The following is a 19528-nucleotide window of genomic DNA, read 5'->3' as shown; positions in this document are numbered from 1 at the left end:
CCGCCGCGCGGAGACTCGCGGCGTCATCGCACGATCCGCAGGCGCACGTCGCCGATGCCGATCACGTCGCCCGGCGTCAGCCCGACCTCGCCGTTGACCGGCCGGTCGTTCAGCGCCGTACCGTTCGTGCTGCCACGGTCCGCGAGCCACCAGGAACCGTCGCGCTGGATGATGGCGGCATGGTCGGCCGAGATGTAGGTCCCGTCCAACACGATGGTGTTGCCCTCTGCCCGCCCGAGACGCGTGACCGGCCGCAGCGACAGCGTCTCGCCCGGGATCAGGCTGGTGTCGCCGGGATCGACGACGACCAGGCGCGCGCCCGGGCCCCGGACGCGCGCGTCCGGGGCCGCCAGGGCCGCTCGCCGCAGCTCCCGCCCTGCCGCCACGACCACGAGCGCCACGAACAGGTACAGCAGCCCGATCAGCGCGAGCCGCAGCAGGAGGATGATCGCCTCGGCGGTCAGCTCGAACATCGGGCCGGGTAACCGAGGCCAGGAATCCACGCGCTAGCGGTCGGTTGTGCCAACGTCGGCCAACACCTGAACGCCGAAGCCGCCGAGAGACAGCTGACAGCCCGCCGCGATGCGATCATGGACGACGGGGCGTCCCGCAAGCAGTGTGCCGTTGGTGCTGCCCAGGTCACGGATATGCGGTCCCAGCTGGTCCATCACGATCTGTGCGTGATACCGCGAGACGCGCGAGTCGGATAGGACGAGATCATTGTCGGGCGCGCGACCGATGCGGACCACGTTCCCGACCAGCCGGACGTTGCGGCCATCTTCCAGCAGCAGCAGCAGCGGACCGGCCGGGGCGCCCGGCGACGCCTCCGAGCGCTGCGCACGCGGAAGGTGGGCGGTGGGCGCAATCGGCTGGACCGGGCGTGTGGGCGGCGCATCTGGCAGCGTCGAGCCAGCGGGCGGCGAGGTGTCGGACATCGCGGCGATCACGCGCAGACCGCGTCTCCTCACCCGTGGGTCGCCCTCCACGCGGACGGCGATCGCGGCGAGGGGGACCAGGCTGCGCTCGTCGGCAAACTCGCGGAGGTAGCGCTTGATGCGTGCCTCCAGCGTGGTCTGGTAGGGCCGAATCTCGTCGGCGTCGGCCGGGTTGAGCAAAATGGTGAACTGGTTCGGCGCTTCGATGCCATCAGGCCCAACCCACTGGCCGCGCTCCATCGCCCGCGCGCACGCCTTCGCCAGCTCGATGGGCTGCAGCCGCTGCCGAAAGATGGCGCGCGATCCACCCTCGACGGCCCGTTCGAGCATCCCTTCAATTCGACCGAGCAACCCCGGCACGGTTCGCTACTCCACCAGCGGACGGTCCGGACAGCGGTCCGGCCAGCAACGTCAGATCACCAATCGCCCGAGAGTGTGACCCAAGTGACAGAACGAGCGACGACGGTCGCGGACGCACGATCCGTCAGGCGGGTCACGCCAGATGGACGCGCTGCATGCACGTTCGGTTCCAGCCGTCGGCGCGGGTGACCCGCCCTTCCGCTGATGCCCGTCTCAGGGCATCGGCTGGCAGGTCGGGCAGGTGTAGGTGCCGCGACCGGCGAACTGACACTTCACGATGGTGCTGCCGCAGACCGGGCACGGCTGCCCCTTGCGACCGTGAACCCGTGGGAAGTCACGATGCAATGCCGCCTTGCCGTTCAGGATCTCGGCCACGCCCTCGCGCACGGCCAGCCCCAGGATCTCCCTGATGGCCGCGTGCAGGCGGGCCAGCGCCGCCTCGTCCAGGTCGCCGACGCGGGTAGCTGGCGTCAGGCGGCTGGCGAAGATGATCTCGTCGGCGTAGATGTTGCCGATCCCCGAGACGACGTGCTGATCCAGCAGCACCGGCTTGAGCGGCATCTTCTGGCGCCGCGCCAGCTGCCCGCGCAGCACGTCCAGCGTGAACGCGTCGTCCAGCGGCTCGGGGCCAAGCTTCGCCGCCGCCAGGAGCGGCTCGACGCCCGCCTCTGGGAGGATCCAGACCCGCCCGAACTGGCGGATGTCGGTCAGGTAGAGGGCGCTGCCATCGTCGAAGCGGAAGATGACGTGCGTTGACTTGTGCGGCAGCTCCGCGCCAAACGACGGGACCGGATGGCCGCCCTCGGCCAGCATCTGGTTCCGGGCGTCGCGGTGCACTAGCTGGCCCGCCAGCCGCAGGTGCAGCACCAGCGCCAGCCCATCCGAAAGGTCCGCGATCAGGTACTTGGCTCGCCGCCGCAACGCCTCGATGCGCTTGTCGATCAGGTCGGCAGCGGTCAGGCCCGTCGGCCCGACCACCTGCTTGGCGAGGCGCACGTCCACGGCGGCGAACGTCCGCCCGACCAGCGTCAGCGCCAGATCGCGTCGGAGCGTCTCGATCTCGGGCAGCTCTGGCACTAGCGGCCTCCGACCGCCGCCGGCAGCTCAAGATGCTTCAGCTCCTCCCAGTTGTCGCCGCTTCGCAGCTCGACGTTCAGCGGGACGTCGAGCTTCATCGCGTCGCACATGATCGTTCGGAGGTCGGCGGCAAACGTCTCGACCGAGCCGCGCGGCAGCTCGAACAGCAACTCGTCATGCACCTGCAGCACCATCAGCGTGCCCAGGTACGCCGCTTCGATCCGCTTCTGCACCTCGATCATGGCGATCTTGACGATGTCGCTGGCCGTCCCCTGAATCGGATGGTTGATCGCCATGCGCGCGCCGGCCATGCGGACGTTGCGGATCGGGCTGGTCAGCTCAGGGATGTAGCGCCGTCGCTCCAGCAGCGTGGTGACGTACCCGCGCTCCTCGGCCTCCTTGAGCAGGTTGTCCTGGAACGCCTTGACGGTCCCGAACCGCTCGAAGTACTGCTTGATAAAGGCGGCGGCCTGCTCCTGGGGCAGCCCGCTCTGCTGCGCCAGCCCGTACTCGCTCATCCCGTACAACACGCCGAAGTTGACGACCTTTGCCAGGCGCCGTTCGTCGGAGGTGACCTCGGCGATGGGGCGGTTCAGCACCTCGGCGGCGGTCGCGGCGTGGATGTCCTGGCCCTCGGCGAACGCCTCGACCAGGGTTGGGTCCTTGGTGTAGTGGGCCAGGACCCGCAGCTCGATCTGGCTGTAGTCGGCGCTCAGGAGGCAGGTCTCGGATGACGCCGTCACGAACGCCCGCCGCACGCGCTTGCCCATGTCCGTGCGGATCGGGATGTTCTGCAGATTCGGGTCGGAGCTGGAGAGGCGGCCGGTCGCGGCAACGGTCTGGTGGAACGACCCGTGGACGCGGCCGGTATCCGGGTTGACCATCAGCGGCAGCGCGTCGATGTAGGTCGACTTCAGCTTCTGCAACTGCCGGTGCTCCAGCACCAGATCGATGACCGGATGCGCGCCGCGCAGCTCTTCCAGCACCTCGGCCCCGGTGGACGCCTGCCCGGTCCGCGTGCGCTTGGACTGCGGCAGCTTCAGCTCCTTGTAGAGCACGTCCCCGAGCTTGGTCGGCGAGTTGATGTTGAACTCGTGGCCGACGCTGGCGTAGGCATCGCGCTCGATCTCCGCGAGCCGCTCGGCCAGCTCCTTCGACATCGCATGCAGGTACGGTACGTCCACGGCGATACCGTTGCGCTCCAGCGTTGCCAGGACCGGCACCAGCGGCAGCTCGACCTCGCGGAACAGGCTGCCGAGGCCGGCCTCGTGCAGCTCGCGGTCGAGGATCGGGACCAGCCGGCAGACGGCTACGGCCTCGTCGCGGGCATACTGCGCGACCGTCTCGACGGGCAGCCGGTCCATCGTGGTCGCGCCGCGGCCGGTCCCGAGCAAGGTGCTGGCGGCCGGCATCTCCTGTTGCAGCTTGTTCCAGGCAAGGTCGCGCAGGGCGAAGGCGCGCTGGTTCGACTCCAGCAGGTACGCCGCGATCATCGTGTCGAACGCCAGGCCCTCGACCTCGACCCCGTTCCGCGCCAGCACCATCTCGTGAAACTTGGCGTTGTGCGACCACTTGGCGACGCCCGCGTCTGCCATGAGCGGCGTCAGCCGGTCGCGGACGTCGCTCCAGGCAAGTTGCTCCCCGCCGTCCAGATGTCCAACGGGGATGTACCAGCGAGCCTCGGGGCTGGCCGCCAACCCAACGCCGACCACCTCGGCGCGCATCGGCAGCGTCCCAACGGTTTGCATATTGAGGGCGATGCTCGGCGCGGTCCGGAGGACCGCCAGGGCGGCATCGAGCTGCTCGGCGGTCCGCACGATGCCGTCGTCGGCCTGACGAGCGCTCGCCGACGGGTCGGCTGCCGCGCCGTCGGCCGACGCCGCTTCGCCGGCCGCCTCCGCGAACAGGCTCATCTGACGCGTGTCCGCGCCCCCGCCGCCGCCCGTCTCGGCTGCGCCGCCCATCGAGCGGCTGATGTCGTCCAGCATGCGCCGGAAGCCCAGCTCGTGGAACAGGGCCACCACCCGCTGCCGGTCGAAGTCGCCCAGCGTGGCGTTGGTCAGGTCAAGCGTAATGTCCACGTCGCGGATGATCGTGGCGAGATCCTTGGCCATCACTACCTGATCGTGAAGCGGCTCCAGCAGCGCCTTCTGCTTGGCTGAAACCTTCTCCATCTGCTCGTACATCGTCTCGATGGTGCCGAACTGCTGGATCAGCTTCGAGGCCGTCTTGTCCCCGATGCCGGGCACCCCGGGGATGTTGTCTGAACTGTCGCCGCGCAGTGCCTTGAAGTCCGGGATGTGCGTCGGCCCGAAGCCGTACCGCTCGACGACCTGGGCCTCGTCGTAGAGGACCGTGTCCGAGAAGCCGCGCCGTGAGGTGAGCACCCGGGTGTGCGGGCTGACGAGCTGCAGCGCGTCCATGTCCCCCGTCAGGATGACGACGTCCAGCCCCTGCGCCTCGGCCTGCTTCGAGAGCGTGCCGAGCAAATCGTCCGCCTCGAAGCCCTCCTTCGAGTGGATGGGGATGTTCATGCAGTCCAGCAGGTTGAAGATGATCGGGAACTGCGGCGAGAGCCCCTCTGGCGCCGGGCCGCGCGTGGCCTTGTACTCGGGATACCGGGCCTTGCGGAACGTCTTGGACGAGTAGTCGAACGTGGCGATGACATACTTCGGCTTCAGCTCGCGCCAGACCTTGAACAACATCGACGTGAAGCCGTGGACGGCGTTCACCAGCTCACCCTTAGGTGACGTGAGGTTCGGCACGCCGTAGAACGCTCGGAAGACGAGGGCGTGTCCGTCGATCAGCACCAGGGTGTCAGTCATACAGTCCCAACCTTCGGGTGAGAGCGTCGCGGTTCCGTTGGAGCGTATCGCGAAACGTGTCCGAGTCGATGGGATCGGTCCACATCACCAGCGCATCCTCGTTGTTGTCGCTGTAGTAGCGCCGACGCAGCCCCATCTCCTTGAAGGTGTACTTCTCGTAGAGCCGTTGCGCGACGTCGTTGGACACGCGCACTTCGAGGGTCAGCCAGCGCGCGCCGATCTGCTTCGCGCAGTCGATCAGCGAGACCAGCAGCAGCTCGCCCAGGCCGTTGCCCTGGAAGTCGGGATCGACGGCGATGGTGGTGATGTGCGCCTCGTCCGTCATCAGCCAGAGGCCGGCGTACCCGACGATGGACCGCAGCTCAGACTCCAGCGCCGGCGACGGCGTCGGCTCGGTGGGGCCGCGCAGCATCCGCGACAGCCGGACGAACAGGCCCGGCTCGCTGCCAGCCGGCTTCGGGGCCTCCACCATGGGCGCGCTGCTGTTCGGCTCGACCAGCCGGACCACAAAGTAGTGCGCCGACTTGTTGGTCTGGATCTCGCGGCGATACGCGTTCTGCGGCCAGGGCTGTGCGAAGCAGCGGCGCTCGATTGCGCTGACCACGGGGATATGCTCGATCCGCATCGGATCGACGCGAAACCGCCCCGCCTGTTCTGTGCCTGCCTCAGCCACCACGCTCGCGTCTCCATCGCCCGTCAATTGACGGACGGCTACACCTGTTCAGCCGGTCTGGCTGCTCTGCTCCATGCTACTGCCGGACAAGGTAGATTGGCTCGCCCTCGTCGGCAGATGGTGGGACGTTGTGATTCAATCGCCACCAGCCCAGCGCTGCGAGGACGGCCGGCCTCCTGACCGAGAGGGCCGGCGGGGCCACGTACACCCGTTCGCCCAGCTCCGCGAGGGCCGCGCGCGCCGCTGCGTCGAGATCCCCGACCACGCAGCACAGGCCACTACTGGCTAAGCGTACCAGGGAATCAAGCGTGACCCCCACGACCTCGCTCACCTGGGTCCAACAGTGGCCATCATGCTCGAAGCGGGCCGTGGCGAACCGCCCTCGTCCGGCCGCCAGCACGGCCTGCACCGGGTATGTCATCGGCGGCAGACCGTTCGCCAGCACGTCCAGCGAGCCGACGCCGTAGAGGGGGATGCCGAGGCCAAGCTGCAGCCCCCGAGCGACAGACAGGCCGACCCGCAGCCCCGTGAATGACCCAGGCCCCCGCGCCGCCACGACGCCGGTCAGGTCGGCGGCCCGGCGTCCGACACGCAGCAGCGTCTGCTCGACGAGCGGCATCAGGTGGCGGCCATGGTCCCGACCGGCCTGCCAGACAACCTCGGCCAGCACGTCGCCGTCGTAGAGCGCGATGCCCGCCCGCGTCGTGGACGTATCGATGGCCAGCAGCACGTCAGCGTGCCTCCGTGGCGGTTCGCAGGGCGGCGATCAGGTGCGGCGCGTCCGAGTCGATGGTCAGCCGACGCTCGTCTTCGGAGGTCGCCTCGATACGGATGATGGTGGCGCCTGCCCGGAGGTCGCCTGGCAGGGCGTCGGGCCACTCGATGGCGCAGACGCCGCCGGCTGCGCGCCAGTCGTCGAGGCTGTCCAGCATCTCGTCGTCCAGGCGGCCGTCGAGACGATACAGATCGACATGGAACAGGGTCAGGCGGCCCTGGTGCTGCACCATCAGCACGAACGACGGACTGGCGACCGTCCCGCGGACGCCGAGTCCGGCGGCCAGCCCCTGCACGAGCACCGTCTTGCCGACCCCAAACTCGCCGTCGAGCAGCAGCGTGTCGCCCGGCTCGGCGGCCTCGCCGAGCGCCAGCCCGATCCGGCGGGTCTGCTCGGCTGAATGGGATACGATCTCCAGGTGCATCGTCATACCGTCGGGCCGCCCTGGCGGAAATGGTCCCATGAGCCGCGCGGCGTCGGCACGGGCGCGCCCCGCCCATCGACCACGCTGACCTGACCGGGCCGCCCCGCCGCGAGCCGCCCGACCACTGTCATCGGCGGCAGGCCGCGGCGTTCCAGCTCCCGCGAGGTCGCGGCGACCGTCCCAGGCGGCCCGGCGACCAGCAGCTCGTAGTCCTCGCCGCCCGCGAGCGCCAGCGCACGGGCCTGCGCCTCGCCGAACTGGCGGATCAGCGCCGGCGACAGTGGCAGCCGCTCGTAGTCGAGCAGGGCGCTCAGGCCGGAGGCGTAGGCGAGCTTGCCGGCGTCGCCAAGCAGCCCGTCCGACAGATCCATGCCACAGCGCAGCCCGGCGCCCACCGCCACCAGCCCCTCGACCACACGGGGGACCGGGCGACGGTGGCTCGCCAGCAGCTCGGCGGTGACGGCGTCGGCCGGCTGCACGGCCAGACTGTCGCCGCCCGCTTCGAGCAGCGACAGGCCCCCGCTCGACCCGCCGAGCGTCCCCGTCACGGCCAGGACGTCGCCCGGCTGTCCGGCTGCTCGGCGCAGCCCCGGCCCGCTGACCTCGCCCACCACGGTCACGCTGATCAGGGTGAACGGCGAGGACACGGTGTCGCCGCCGGCCACGGAGACGCCGAGCCGCTCGGCCGGATCCCAGTGGTGGCGGCCGGCCTCCGCGAGCGCACGGTCAAGGTCGGCAAGGCCCCGGTACAGCTCTTCAAGGTCAGCCACGAGGGTCTCCGCCCGCAACCCCAGCGTGACGAAGGCCCTGGTCGGCCGCGCGCCCATCGCGGCGATGTCGCTGACGTTCTCCGCCAGCGCCTTCCACCCGAGGTCGCGCCAGCCCGTCGTGCGATGCCGAAAGTGCACATCCTCGATCAGCGCATCGGTGGTCAGCACCTGCTGTGCGCCCGGGGTGGGCTGCCAGACCGCCGCGTCATCCCCGATCCCCATCGTGCCGGTGGCTTCCGGTTGCAGGGGGTCGCGGCCGGCCGGCGCGAGCACCCGGGCAAGCCGGGAGATCAGGCCGAACTCGCCAAGCGCGGAGACGGTGAGGCTCGAATCGGGCGACACACGGGGCGACGGTTGGGGCGACGAATCGGACACGCGCATTCCTGCGAAGAAAGTGGCCGGACGCGGCGAGCGGTCCGTACCAGGGATTGTAGTCAGCCCGAGGGTGAGACTGGAGAACGCATCCGCGAGACGATTGGCGGGCGAGTTTCAGGATTGACCGAAACATGCATCACTTTTGGCCGTTTGGGCGCGTTGTAGGTGGCGCATGGGGGCGGTTCGTAGCGTACAATGTCGCAGAGACGCAGCAGTACGAACCGTCTGGCGGATTGACAATCCGCCCGTCGGTCGGACGACCGAGGTTGTGCGGTATCTGGAGAGGCGGACTGCCGGGAAGCGACTCGACGGAATGCCACGCTTGCGACGTTTCGGGTGAGGATCTCGCAACCGCGCCATAAAGGTGCTATACTCGCCCCGAATGTCCGGCCGGAGGGATGCAATGTCTATTGGTAAGGCCGTTCGGGATCTCATTGAGGCGCGTGGACTGCGCCCGGCTGAGGTCGCAGACCGGCTCGGTGGAAAGCGAAACCGAGCGACGTTCTACCGCCTGTTGAGCGGCGAGACGAACGATCCCCGAGTGAGCACGCTGCTCGAGATCTGCAGCGCGCTGACCACCAGCCCCAGCGAGCTGCTCCAGCTGGCTGGCCTGCTCCAGTACCAGGAGCGCTCGCTCAAGCTGATCGACGTCGAGCTGCGACAGGCGTTCGGCGAGATGCAGCAGCTGGACGAAGAGGACAAGCGGCTCTGCCTCGCGCTGCTGCGAGGCGTGATCGACCTGCGCGCCCAGCGCACCGAGGCGCGGCCGCGGCGGCGCGCTTCGCGACTTCTTCAGAAGGTCTGACGCGAGCGCGCGCTCTCGCTGAGTCCCACCGTCGCGGCCCGGACCACGAGCGCTTGCATTCGCGCAACGCAAGCCAGCGCGGCCCTCAGGACGTGAAGGCGGCCGTCGGTCTCGCTCGTCTCAACGGCGAGCGGGACCGACGGCCGCCTTCTTCTGCGCCGGGTGCGCCGGGCGGTCGGTCAGCCTCTACAATCGGGTATGCCGATCTACGAATACCGTTGTGGCGCGTGCTCGCGCCGCTCCAGCCTCTACTTTCAGACGTTCTCGGCCGCCGAGCGCGCCGAGCCGCGTTGCGAGCATTGTGGCTCCGCCGACGTCTCGCGGTTGGTGTCGCGGGTGGCCATCCTCAAGTCGGAGGAGAGCCGGCTCGAGGATATGTCGATGGATGCGGACCTCGCCGGTGTGGACGAGAACGATCCGCGCAGCATCGCGCGGTGGGCCCGCAAGATGGGTGAGCAGCTCGGCGAAGACGTCGGAGACGACTTCCGCGAGATGGTCGATCAGCTCGAAGCAGGCGAGACGCCGGACGACGCGCCGGCCGCCGGTGGCTACGGCGGCGACGACCTGGGCGGGTTTGGTGGCCTGAGCGGTCCTGGCCGCCTGGACGCGAGCTTCCCGGCCGCCGGCCCGACTGACGAAGGCTGAGTCTGCCTCAGTCTCCGAAGCTCACGCCGATGTACCGCGCCGTCTGCACGCGTTCGCCCTGCGGCGGCACCAGTTTGGCCGTTCGGACGGCGTCCTCGAGCGGCACCGGCACGATCTCCGCGCCGCGCACGGCGACCATCTTGCCCCAGTCGCCCTGCCCGACCAGCCAGGCCGCCGCGCAGCCGAGCCGCGTCGCCAGCACACGGTCGAACGGCGTCGGGGTGCCGCCGCGCTGGGTGTGCCCGAGAACTGTCGCGCGGACCTCGTGCTTGATGCGCTGCCCCAGCTCGTCCGCCAGCCAGACGCCGACGCCGCCCAGGCGCGGAAAGCCGTCCGGGCCGATCCGCATGGCAATCGGCGCGCCGCCGACCGGGTGCGCGCCTTCGGCGACCACGACGATGCTGAAGGTGCGGCCCCGCCGGTTGCGGTCCTCGATGGCCTGAGCGACACGCTCGAGACGGAACGGGATCTCGGGGAGCAGGATGACGTCGCCGCCGCCAGCCAGGCCCGCTTCGAGCGCGATCCAGCCGGCGTTGCGCCCCATCACCTCGACGATCATCACGCGGTGGTGCGCTTCAGCGGTCGAGCGCAGGCGGTCGATGGCGTCGGTCGCGGTGGCGACGGCGGTGTCAAACCCGAAGGTCACGTCCGTCGCGGCAAGGTCGTTGTCGATGGTCTTCGGGACGCCAACGATCGGCACGCCCAGCTTCTGGAACTGGAGTCCGATACGCATCGAGCCGTCGCCGCCGATCACGACGAGGCCGCCGATGTCGAGATCCTTGAGGCGCTGGACCACCTCAGCCGACAGGTCCACGGTCTGCTCGGTCCCGTCGATCATCCTGCGGAAGGCGAACGGGTTGCCCCGATTGCTGGTGCCGAGGATCGTGCCGCCCTGCGTGAGGATGCCCCGCACGTCATCGCCGCGGAGGGGACGCGTGCCGTTCGGTCCGCACAGCCCCTCGAACCCATCGAGGATACCGACGAGATCCCAGTCATAGTGAGATTCGGCGGTCTTCACGAATGCCCGGATGACGGCGTTCAGTCCGGGGCAGTCGCCACCGGCCGTGAGGACGCCGACGCGCCGAAGCTGCCCAGCTACCATGATGTCACCCCAGTCTGGCTGCCAGTGTCGGTCTGTCGAGTATATGTCGCTAGTCGAGAACGAACGAAAGGCCGAGCGCGTGACGGCATTTTCGTGGTGCCGGGGCCGTCTCTCTCGTATCCTCTGAGTCACGATGACAGACAGCGTTGACGCGCCCGACCCAGCAAGACAGATGGCGGCCCTCCTGGCGGGCGCCACGCGCATCGTGGCGTTCACCGGCGCAGGTATGAGCACCGAGTCCGGGATTCCCGACTTTCGGAGTCCCGGCGGCGTCTGGGACCGCAACAAGCCGATTGAGTACGCGCAGTTTCTCGCGCACAGCGAGGCGCGCCGCGAGACGTGGCGTCGCGGCCTGGAGACCTATCCGGTCGTCGCGGCGGCCGTCCCCAATGCGGGCCATCTGGCGCTGGTCGAACTGGAGCGGCGCGGCCAGTTGCTGGCCGTGGTCACGCAGAACATCGACGGATTGCATGTGAAAGCCGGTCATCAGCGCCAGAGCGTCATCGAGCTGCACGGCAACGCGCACAGCGTCCGCTGCCTGAGCTGCGACATGGAGGCGGCGCGGACCCTCGTACATCGGCGGGTGCTGGCCGGCGAGGCCGAGCCGGCCTGTGTCGACTGTGGCGGCATCCTCAAGCCGACGACCATCTCGTTCGGAGAGCCGATGCCGCGCCGCCCGCTGACGGCCGCTGAAAGGGCGATCCGCGCCTCAGACCTCGTGCTGGTGATCGGGTCGTCGCTGGTGGTGCGCCCGGCCGCCGACCTGCCCCTGCTGGCGACCCGCCTGGGCAAGCCGGTCGTCATCTTGAACCAGACGCCGACCCCGCTCGACGACCGTGCAACGCTGGTGGTGCGGGCGAAGGCGGCGGAGATCCTGCCGGCCGCTGTCGCTCTCGCCGCAGCCCCGGCGTAGCGTCTGGTGAAGCCGGAGGGTGCGTCCGCAGCCGCTGCGGACGCCGCGCTGGCCGAGGCGCGTGCGAGCGGGCTGCGGCTGATCCTCCGCATGCAGGAGATGACCGAGCGGCGTACCGTGGTGGCGGATGGCCGCGTGGACCGTGAGCGGATCAGCCGCACGGCCGGCCTGGGCGTCCACGTCTTCACCGAGGACGGGGCCGTCGGATTCGCGTCCGTGGACGACCTGCGGCCCGAAGCGGTGGTTGCGGCCGTCCAACAGGCCGGGCTGCTGGCGAGAGCGACCAGCCCACGGCGCGCGCCCCAACGCGACCCGCTTCACAGCCTCGCCGGAGCATCGGCCCTCGGAGCATCGGCCCTCGGAGCATCGGCCCTCGGAGCATCGGCCCTCGGAGCATCGGCCCTCAGTGCGCGGCGCCGGTGCGAGCGCATCGCGCAGCCTGCGCAGCCGTCTGACGCGGCTCGCCGGCTCGCCGACGCCCAGCAACTGCTGGCTGCGCTGAACGTCGGGGCGGACCGGACGGTGCGGACGTCGCTCCAGGCGATTGACGAGCGATGGCGCATCGTCAGGTCGGATGGCTGCGATGTCTGCTTCGACACCTCGCGCGTCGCCGTCCGTCACGAGCTTGGTGGCCGGATCGACGGACGGGCGGTGCGGGCCGGCGCACACCTGGCGGGCGACGCCTCGACCGATCTGCTGGACGAACAGTCGGCTGGCCGCCTCGCCGTCAGGCTGCGGCGCGCCGCCAACGATGCCGTGGCGGCAGCGTCAGCCCCGCCGCCACGGGAGGGATCGTACCGGCTGGTGCTCAACCACGCGCTGGCCAAGGGGCTGGCGCACGAGGCCATCGGCCACCTTTGCGAGACCGACGTGGATGGATCCGTGTTGATGCGCGGCGGGCGGCTGCGCCTCGGGGAGCAGCTTGCGCGCGGAACCGTCTCGATTGTGGACGGCCCGTTGCCGGGCGACTTCGTGCAGCAGCCGGTGAGCGCGAACGGGATCGAGCGCCAGACGGTCCGCCTGATCGACCGTGGCGTGCTGACGGCGGGCCTGGGCGATCTCTTCTCGGCCGAGCAGGCCGGCGCGCCCGTCACCGGGGCCTGCCGGGCGTCAAGCTATCGGGACCGCCCCACGCCACGCATGACCAATATCCGCATCGAGGTCGCGGGCGCCCTGCCGCTCGACGCCGACCCGGAGGGGCTGACCCCGGACGACGTGCTGCGCGCCGTTCGACAGCACGGACTGATCGACCGCTCGTCCCCGACGCTGTACCTGGCCGGCTACCGAGGCGGGCAGGCGCACCCCCGGCGCGGCGACTTCGTGTTTGGCGCGGACGCCGCCTACGATCTGTCCGATGGCGGGCGACCGCTGGGGCCGGCCTCGTTCTCGGGGCTGGCCGAACGGGCGCTGGCGGCCATCCGAGCTGGCATCGGGCCGCTCTGCACCGACGCCATCGGCAGCTGTGGGAAGGATGGCAGCGCCGTCTCCAGCAGCGGCGGCTCGCACGCGCTCCTGGTGCTGGACGCCGACCCCGATCTCGTGGTCACGGCTGCCCCATGATCGTCGCCGACGCTCTCGCGGCCTACCTCGACCAGAGGCCGCCGTGCGACGGCCAGCGCGTCGCCGGCTGGCGCTTCGAGGTGGCCGAGCGCACCGCGCTCCGCATCGGCATCCGCGACTCGCAGCTCGGCGGTCCGTACGAGGGGCCGGGCATCGCCCGGTGGCTGGCCGGACTCCTGGAACTGCACTGGTCCGATGGCCGTTTGACGCGCGCCCAGGCAGACCGGCAGGCGCTGGCCGATCCGCCATCGGCCCTCGCGGAGTGGCGGTCGGCGGCGCTCGTGCCGCGCCACGGTGCGCTGCCACCGCTTCCTGGTCCGTCGGTGCCACCAGCCGTCCAGACGTTCGATCCGTCCGTTTCGCAGGCTGTCTACGACGAGCCAGCGCGTGCGCTCGGGCTGCTGGCGCAACTGGGCGAGGATGCGGGACGGTCCGGCGCGGCCCGTGTCGATGCTGTCCTCCGGGTGACGGTCGGCCGTCACGCCGTCCGGTCGTCGGCCGGCTTCGTCGCGGGGTGGGACGAGACGGCGTTCAGCTTGCAGCTCTGGGCTGACGAGCTGGGAAGCGCCTCGTACGAGCGACGGAGCTGGCCATCACCCGCCGACCGTGACCGCCTGTGCGTCGAGGCGACCGAGCAGGCGCATCGTCTGCGCGTCGAGGTTCCCGTGCCGACGCCAGCGGGTGGCGTCCTCTTCGCGCCGGCCGCCGTTGACGCGCTGATCGGCCGGTTCCTGCTGCCCAACCTGAACGGGCGGACGATCCGTGAGGGCAGGAGCCTGTTCGCGCAGACGGACCTGGATCAGCGGCAGCGCGTCCTGCGCGACGATCTCAGCCTGCTGGTCGATACCACCCTCCCGTTCGAGATGGCCACGGCACCGTGCAGCCCGGAGGGCGTGAGGGCCGGGCGGGTGGCGCTGATCGCCGACGGGCGGCTGTGCCGGCCGCTGGTGGACGTGGAGGAGAGCCAGGCGCTCGGTCTGCCGCCGACGCCGCGACCGCGCGGGCGGCCGTTCGCGCTGCTCGAATGCGCCGCGCCCGCGCTCACCTGGGACCAGGCCCTGCAGGCGCTGGGGCACGGCGTGGTGGTGCGAGCGTTGCCGGGCCTGCACACCCAGGCCGTGCGTCGAGCCTCCTACGCCCTGGTGACGCCCGACGCTGAGGCGGTCGTCGGCGGCGCCGTGGTGGGCCGCTGCGCCGTCCGGCTCGCCGGGAGTCTCATCGACCATGTATCACAAGCGTCGTCTCGCGTGGTGCGCGTATCCGGTGTGCTCGGACCCGGATTGCTGGTCTTCGACGGCGTCGGCGTGACTCCCGCGTAGCACGTGCGGCGGGTGCGCTGGCAATCCTGGAGAGTCGGCCGGCTGGTGCACCACTCGATGCTATACTACGGCTGCCGAACACCAGCCCGGAAATCGGGGCATGAATCACGCGACTCGTATCCTGGTTCCAATCAATGGGAACCCCTCGGACGAAGAGGCCCTCGAGCTTGCCTGCGAAACAGCGCGGCGGTCGAAGGCCCAGGTCTATGCGATTCACGTTATCGAGGTGAAGCGCACGCTGCCGCTGGACGCCGAGCTTCGCGAAGAGGCTGAGCGCGGCGAGGACCTTCTCAACCTCGCCGAACAGGTCGGCGAACGGCTGGGCGTGACTGTCCACACAGACCTGCTCCAGGCGCGCGACGTTGGTTCAGCGATTGTTGACGAGGTCCTTGAGCGAGGCATCGATCTTGTGGTGCTCGGGATCATCTACAAGAAGCGGTTCGGGGAGTTTGACCTCGGACAGACCGTGCCGTACGTGCTCAAGCACGCCCCTTGCCGTGTGTGGGTGTGCCGCCAGCCGCTACCCTGATGGACGCCGGCGGCGGGGCGGACACGCTGCTCGCGCATTCGAATCGGTCATCCGAGTCGCCAGCGCGCGACGGCACTCGCAACTGAGGGCGATCAATTCCGATGTACGTGATCATCATGGGGTGCGGACGCGTCGGCGCCCGCCTTGCCAACCTTCTCGTCGATGCCGGGCATGAGGTGCTGGTGATGGACACCAGTCCGCCAGCATTCGACCGGCTCGGGCGCAGCTTTCCAGGCTCCACGATGGTCGGAAACGGCATCGACCACGACGATCTGATCCGTGCCGGCATCGAGCGGGCGGACGCCTTTGCGGCGGTCACGCAGGGCGACAATCGCAACATCATGGCGGCGCAGGTCGCCAAGCATGTGTTCAAGGTGCCGCACGTCGTGACCCGCATCTACGATCCGATCCGCCAGGACACGTACCAGGCGCTCGGCCTGGACGCCATCAGCCCGACGGTCATCGGCGCGCAGGTCTTCTTCGACATGCTGACCGGCAACGCGCCGCGCGGGGGGGAGTAGCCGTGTACATCATCGTCGCTGGCGGCGGGAAGGTCGGCTTTTACCTGGCGCGCGAGCTGATCGCCCAGGGGCACGAGGTGCTGCTGATCGAGAAGAGCGCGTCACGGTGCGCGCAGATCGCGGCTGAGCTTGGCAACGTGGTGCAGCGCGGGAACGCCGATGAGGCGAGCGTGCTGGCCGACGCCGGCACCAACCGGGCCGAAGTCATGGTGGCTGTCACGGGTGACGACGAGGACAACCTTGTCATCTGCCAGGTGGCGAAGCGGCGCTTCAATGTGCCGCGCGCCATCGCCCGCATCAACAATCCGAAGAACGAGGATATCTTCCGCCTGCTCGGCATCGACGCCACGGTGAGCAGCACCGACCTGATCATGTCGGTCATCGAGCAGGAGATCCCCGAGCAGGCGCTGGTGCCGTTGCTGCGGCTGCGCCACGCCGACGTCGAGGTCGTGGACATCACGCTGCCGAAGGACTCATCGCTGACGGGCGTGGCGCTGCGCGAGCTGCGCTTGCCGCCTGACTCGCTGATCGCGTTCGTGATTCGGGGAGGCGAATCGATCTTCCCGACCGGCAACACCACGTTGCGGGCCGGCGACGAGATCCTGGCGCTGACTCGCCCGAAGCACGAAGAGGATCTCCGGAAGCTCTTCTTCGCCAGGAGCGGCGCGGCCGGGCCTCCCCGGCCGCGCTGACCGTCCGGGTCAGGGGGCGGGAGTGCCCTCGCCCTCGGCCTCGCCTTCGGGCTGGGCGGCCGGGTCGCCAGATGGCTTCGCGGCGGGCTCGCCGGCCGGCTTGGCAGCCGGAGCGCCGCGCGTCCCACCGGCCCGCGTCGGGACGTTCGCGGCGGTCTCCGGTCCGAGCGGTGCGTCACCCTCGCCCACGCCGTAGCTCGCCAGCAGATACGCGATCACGTCCCAGTACTCTTCCTGGGCCAGCGAGCCGGGCGTTTCGTTCGGCATGCTCTCGCTGACGTACTTGTGGGCCGCCGCCGCGTTCGGGAAGCGCCGCAGTGAGTCGGGCCGCAGCAAGAGCGGTGCATCGACGTTGGTGCTGTCCGGTCCGTGGCACTCGGAGCAGATGCGGTTCCAGACGCCCTCACCGCGCGACACTTGATCCGGCGGGAACGCCCGCGCTGGCTGCGCACCGATGCTCGCCGCCACGATCAGCACGCCCGCCGCCATCGCCCCAAGCGAGACCCGACTCGGTCCTCTCCACCCCACCTGTCCGCCTCCAGTATGCACGGGCGGCGTGTTGCTGCCCGCCGTGCTGTTCGCCAACTGCCGGCGAGGATACCTGCTGACCTCGCCCGTACTCACCCCTACGAACGAGCAGGCGCTTTGGACTCGCGGCCACCAGGAGATGCCGCGACCGATCCCGGATCGATTGAGGGCCAGAATCGCGATCTGGTAGACTCGTGCAACTCAACCACGAGGCCGGCCCCCGGCCGGTTGCCGCCCGAGGACGACGCGTGAAGCCGATGTGGACGTCGTACGGTGGGCGGGCTCGATCTGGTGCCCTGCCTGAGGCTCACGACCTCGCAACCGCGCTCGCGCGGGTCGAGCGCTGGACGCTCCCGCTCGGCATTCTGCTGCTGTTCGCCTACCCGAACCCGCTGACGCCACTGGGCTTCGCCCTGGTGGCTGCGAGCATCGTGCTCCAGATCGTGCGTGGCGGGGTGTTCGCCCGTCTGGCTCCGGTGGACCCGTGGCTGCTGTTGCTGGCCCTTGGGACGGGCGTCGGCTTTGTGGTGGCGCACGAGCCGGGCGCGGCCATGCTGCGCCTGACCGGCGTGGTTGGCGCGCTCGCGACGTTCTACGCCGTGCGCGGATACGCGCAGGACCAGCGCCACCTGGGTCAGGCGGCGGCGGCCTGCGGCGTCGCGGCGGCGGTCGGCATCCTGGCGGTACTGGCTCTCCTGCGCGGCATGCTGCCAGACAGTCCCGTGACAGCGCTGCTCTCGCCGTTCCTCGCGCCGTTCTCGGTCTTCCCGGGCGTGACGGGTGACACGCTCGAGGTCAACGCGCGCTTCACCGTCCACCAGTACGGCCTGGCGCACGTCCTGCTGCTGGCGGCGTCGTTCGCGGTGGCCGCTGCCGCGCTCGGCCCGGATCGCCGCTACGTCATCAGTGGCGGGTTGGTGCTGCTGGGACTGCTGCCCCTCCTGCTGGCCTCACAGGCGCGCGGTGCGTTCCTGGCGCTCGCGCTGGCCGGGACCGTTGTCGCGGCGCACCGGACCCGTCTGGCCTGGATCATCCCGCCGGCGGCGGTCGGCTTCATGTACGTCCTGCTGCAGCGCGGCACGATCTCGCGCGGCGTCGAGTCGGAGTGGCTGAACCAGCGGCTGGGGTACTGGACCGGGACCGTCGCGCTGCTCGGCGACATGCCGCTGACGGGCGCGGGCCTCGGGATGCGGACGCTGGCCGAAGTATTCGCCTGGTATCACCAGCTGCCGGACCCGTATCAGGTCTCCCACACCCACAACGTCGTGGTGCAGGCCTACGGCGAGCAGGGGCTGCTGGGGGCCGTCGGGATGGCTGGGTTGCTGATCGTGGGGACCGTCATCAGCCTGCGTGGGCTGCGGCGGGCGCGGGGGCCGCGGCGCTGGCTGGTCGGCGCGGCGGCTGGCGCATTCATCGGATCAGCCATCTACGGGATGACCGATCAGGTGGTCTCGAACAACCTGAGCCTCGCGCTGACGCTGGCGATGCTGGCGGTGACGGTCTCGGCGGATCGGATCTGGGCGCCGGTGCGTCCGCCAGTTCCGGCGGCCACGAGCGCGCGCTCTCGCCTCGGCACGATGTCGGCTGGCCGTCTGGCAGCGGCTGGCGCGCTCGCCATCGTTGCGCTGGCCGGGCTGGCAGCGTTGGCTCCCCGTTGGATCAGCGGCATCTACCTGAACGCCGGCAGCACACAGCTGCTCGCCGCCGTGCTCGACAGGTCACGGGACGCCGATCTGCGCGCCGCGCGGCTGGCGCGCGCCGACGACTGGCTGACGCAGGCCGTCACCTGGAACAGCCGCAACCTGCCGGCCCTTCGCAACCTCGCCTGGGTCAAGACGCTGCGTCACGACCTGCCGGCTGCCACGTCGATTCTCGAAACGGCGTATCGCCCGAGCCTGACGCCCTTCGAGCGCGCCCAACTGGCGCGCGTCTCATCGGAAGCCGGCCTGGTAACGTTGACCGTTCGCCTCTACCGTGAAGGTGAGGACGAGCCACGGCTCAAGGCGCTGGCCGAGAAGCTGTGGAGTGGCCGGCGCTACCACGACGCGGCGCTGGCCTACGCGGCGCTGATCGACCTGGACCCCGACCAGGCCGAGTACATCTCGAACTTCGCCAAGGTGGTGCTCGACGGCGGCGGCGACGACGGCGACGCACTCTCGGCGCTGATGACCGCCGTGGCCCGTAAGCCGGAATCGGCGCGGAACCTCTCACGGCAGCTCGTCCTGACCGGTGAGCCGTTCCGACGCAACGAGAAGCGCGGCGGCGGCAACTTCAAGGCCGCGAAGTTCTGGTTCTCGCTGGCGGCCCAGGTCGACCCGACCTACGACCGCCCGCGGGTCGAGCTGGGCTCGATCCACTTCTACCAGGGGATGTACGAGGAGGCTGCCGCCTACTTCCAGGAGGCGCGCCGCCTCGATCCGCGCAACGCCTCCACGATGCACCAGATCGCCGAGTCGTATCTGAAGCTGGGGCGAACGTCCGAAGCGGTCCAGTACTACGAGCAGGGCGTGGCGCTTGCGCCGCGGCGGGCGCAACTGCACCTGAATCTTGCACGTGCTTACGTTGTGGCAGCGCGCCGTGAGGACGCCATCCGCGAGCTTCACGTCGCGCTGGCCCTGCCGGGCAATGACGACGATCAGCGGCAGGCCCAGGCCGAGGCTCGCACCGAGCTTCAGCGCATCGAGGCTGGCGGCTGACGCG

General features: G+C 69.9%; 19 protein-coding genes. 9 read left to right on the top strand and 10 right to left on the bottom strand.

The genetic code is table 11. The features are described from left to right. Positions 1 to 23 precede the first annotated feature (23 nt). From IT306_00625 to thiL, 8 genes are all read right to left on the bottom strand, one after another. A complete protein-coding gene (locus tag IT306_00625) occupies positions 24 to 473 on the bottom strand; it encodes an FHA domain-containing protein (GenBank protein MCC7366892.1) in 450 nt (149 codons plus the stop codon). A 33-nt stretch (positions 474 to 506) separates the two neighbouring features. Continuing rightward, on the bottom strand, positions 507 to 1295 hold the full coding sequence (locus IT306_00620; protein ID MCC7366891.1) for a DUF3662 domain-containing protein: 789 nt from the start codon (positions 1293 to 1295) through the stop codon (positions 507 to 509). Positions 1296 to 1508: 213 nt separating this feature from the next. Then, a complete protein-coding gene (gene mutM / locus IT306_00615) occupies positions 1509 to 2372 on the bottom strand; it encodes a bifunctional DNA-formamidopyrimidine glycosylase/DNA-(apurinic or apyrimidinic site) lyase (GenBank protein MCC7366890.1) in 864 nt (287 codons plus the stop codon). Further along, positions 2372 to 5197, bottom strand: coding sequence for a DNA polymerase I (polA, locus tag IT306_00610; GenBank protein ID MCC7366889.1), 2826 nt, complete (start codon positions 5195 to 5197; stop codon positions 2372 to 2374). The genes mutM and polA overlap by 1 nt, the downstream gene beginning before the upstream one ends. Further along, positions 5190 to 5822, bottom strand: coding sequence for a ribosomal protein S18-alanine N-acetyltransferase (gene rimI / locus IT306_00605; protein MCC7366888.1), 633 nt, complete (start codon positions 5820 to 5822; stop codon positions 5190 to 5192). Before rimI ends, polA begins: the two co-directional genes overlap by 8 nt. A gap of 124 nt (positions 5823 to 5946) precedes the next feature. Further along, complete coding sequence (gene tsaB, locus IT306_00600; protein MCC7366887.1) at positions 5947 to 6600, bottom strand: tRNA (adenosine(37)-N6)-threonylcarbamoyltransferase complex dimerization subunit type 1 TsaB; 654 nt, start codon at positions 6598 to 6600, stop codon at positions 5947 to 5949. 1 nt (position 6601) lies between these two features. Then, complete coding sequence (gene tsaE / locus IT306_00595) at positions 6602 to 7075, bottom strand: tRNA (adenosine(37)-N6)-threonylcarbamoyltransferase complex ATPase subunit type 1 TsaE (protein ID MCC7366886.1); 474 nt, start codon at positions 7073 to 7075, stop codon at positions 6602 to 6604. Next, complete coding sequence (gene thiL, locus IT306_00590) at positions 7072 to 8214, bottom strand: thiamine-phosphate kinase (protein MCC7366885.1); 1143 nt, start codon at positions 8212 to 8214, stop codon at positions 7072 to 7074. Before thiL ends, tsaE begins: the two co-directional genes overlap by 4 nt. Positions 8215 to 8617: 403 nt before the next feature. Here thiL and IT306_00585 point away from each other — a divergent pair, with 403 nt between their 5' ends. Both IT306_00585 and IT306_00580 read left to right on the top strand, forming a co-directional pair. Beyond that, positions 8618 to 9019, top strand: coding sequence for a helix-turn-helix transcriptional regulator (locus IT306_00585; protein ID MCC7366884.1), 402 nt, complete (start codon positions 8618 to 8620; stop codon positions 9017 to 9019). Positions 9020 to 9217: 198 nt separating this feature from the next. After that, positions 9218 to 9664 (top strand): zinc ribbon domain-containing protein, encoded by a 447-nt coding sequence (locus tag IT306_00580; protein MCC7366883.1) that lies wholly within the window; start codon positions 9218 to 9220, stop codon positions 9662 to 9664. A 7-nt stretch (positions 9665 to 9671) separates the two neighbouring features. On the opposite strand, the gene IT306_00575 is transcribed toward IT306_00580, so the two are convergent. Next, entirely contained in the window at positions 9672 to 10766 is a 1095-nt protein-coding gene (locus IT306_00575) for an ATP-dependent 6-phosphofructokinase (protein ID MCC7366882.1), read from the bottom strand. Between the two features lie 172 nt (positions 10767 to 10938). Between IT306_00575 and IT306_00570 the strand changes: the two genes are divergently transcribed. The 6 genes from IT306_00570 to IT306_00545 all read left to right on the top strand — a co-directional run bounded on the left by IT306_00570 (position 10939) and on the right by IT306_00545 (position 16300). Further along, the gene (locus tag IT306_00570) at positions 10939 to 11679 is read left to right on the top strand and encodes a Sir2 family NAD-dependent protein deacetylase (protein ID MCC7366881.1); all 741 of its coding nucleotides are present in this window, start codon (positions 10939 to 10941) and stop codon (positions 11677 to 11679) included. Positions 11680 to 11685: 6 nt separating this feature from the next. Further along, positions 11686 to 13239: a hypothetical protein gene (locus tag IT306_00565; GenBank protein ID MCC7366880.1), complete on the top strand. Its 1554-nt coding sequence runs from the start codon at positions 11686 to 11688 to the stop codon at positions 13237 to 13239. Next, positions 13236 to 14558: a hypothetical protein gene (locus tag IT306_00560; protein ID MCC7366879.1), complete on the top strand. Its 1323-nt coding sequence runs from the start codon at positions 13236 to 13238 to the stop codon at positions 14556 to 14558. Before IT306_00565 ends, IT306_00560 begins: the two co-directional genes overlap by 4 nt. A gap of 100 nt (positions 14559 to 14658) precedes the next feature. Continuing rightward, positions 14659 to 15087 (top strand): universal stress protein, encoded by a 429-nt coding sequence (locus IT306_00555; GenBank protein MCC7366878.1) that lies wholly within the window; start codon positions 14659 to 14661, stop codon positions 15085 to 15087. Between the two features lie 101 nt (positions 15088 to 15188). Further along, the gene (locus IT306_00550) at positions 15189 to 15608 is read left to right on the top strand and encodes a TrkA family potassium uptake protein (GenBank protein MCC7366877.1); all 420 of its coding nucleotides are present in this window, start codon (positions 15189 to 15191) and stop codon (positions 15606 to 15608) included. 2 nt (positions 15609 to 15610) lie between these two features. Further along, positions 15611 to 16300, top strand: coding sequence for a TrkA family potassium uptake protein (locus tag IT306_00545; protein ID MCC7366876.1), 690 nt, complete (start codon positions 15611 to 15613; stop codon positions 16298 to 16300). Positions 16301 to 16309: 9 nt separating this feature from the next. On the opposite strand, the gene IT306_00540 is transcribed toward IT306_00545, so the two are convergent. Beyond that, positions 16310 to 16828: a c-type cytochrome gene (locus IT306_00540; protein ID MCC7366875.1), complete on the bottom strand. Its 519-nt coding sequence runs from the start codon at positions 16826 to 16828 to the stop codon at positions 16310 to 16312. Positions 16829 to 17076: 248 nt separating this feature from the next. Between IT306_00540 and IT306_00535 the strand changes: the two genes are divergently transcribed. Next, positions 17077 to 19524 carry a tetratricopeptide repeat protein gene (locus IT306_00535; protein ID MCC7366874.1) on the top strand — a complete coding sequence of 816 codons (2448 nt, stop codon included), beginning with the start codon at positions 17077 to 17079 and terminating at the stop codon, positions 19522 to 19524. Positions 19525 to 19528 lie beyond the last annotated feature (4 nt).

The organism is Chloroflexota bacterium (assembly GCA_020850535.1).
GTDB lineage: Bacteria > Chloroflexota > UBA6077 > UBA6077 > JACCZL01 > JADZEM01.
Note: the sequence above shows the minus strand (reverse complement) of the source record. Positions and strands in the feature narration are given on the sequence as shown.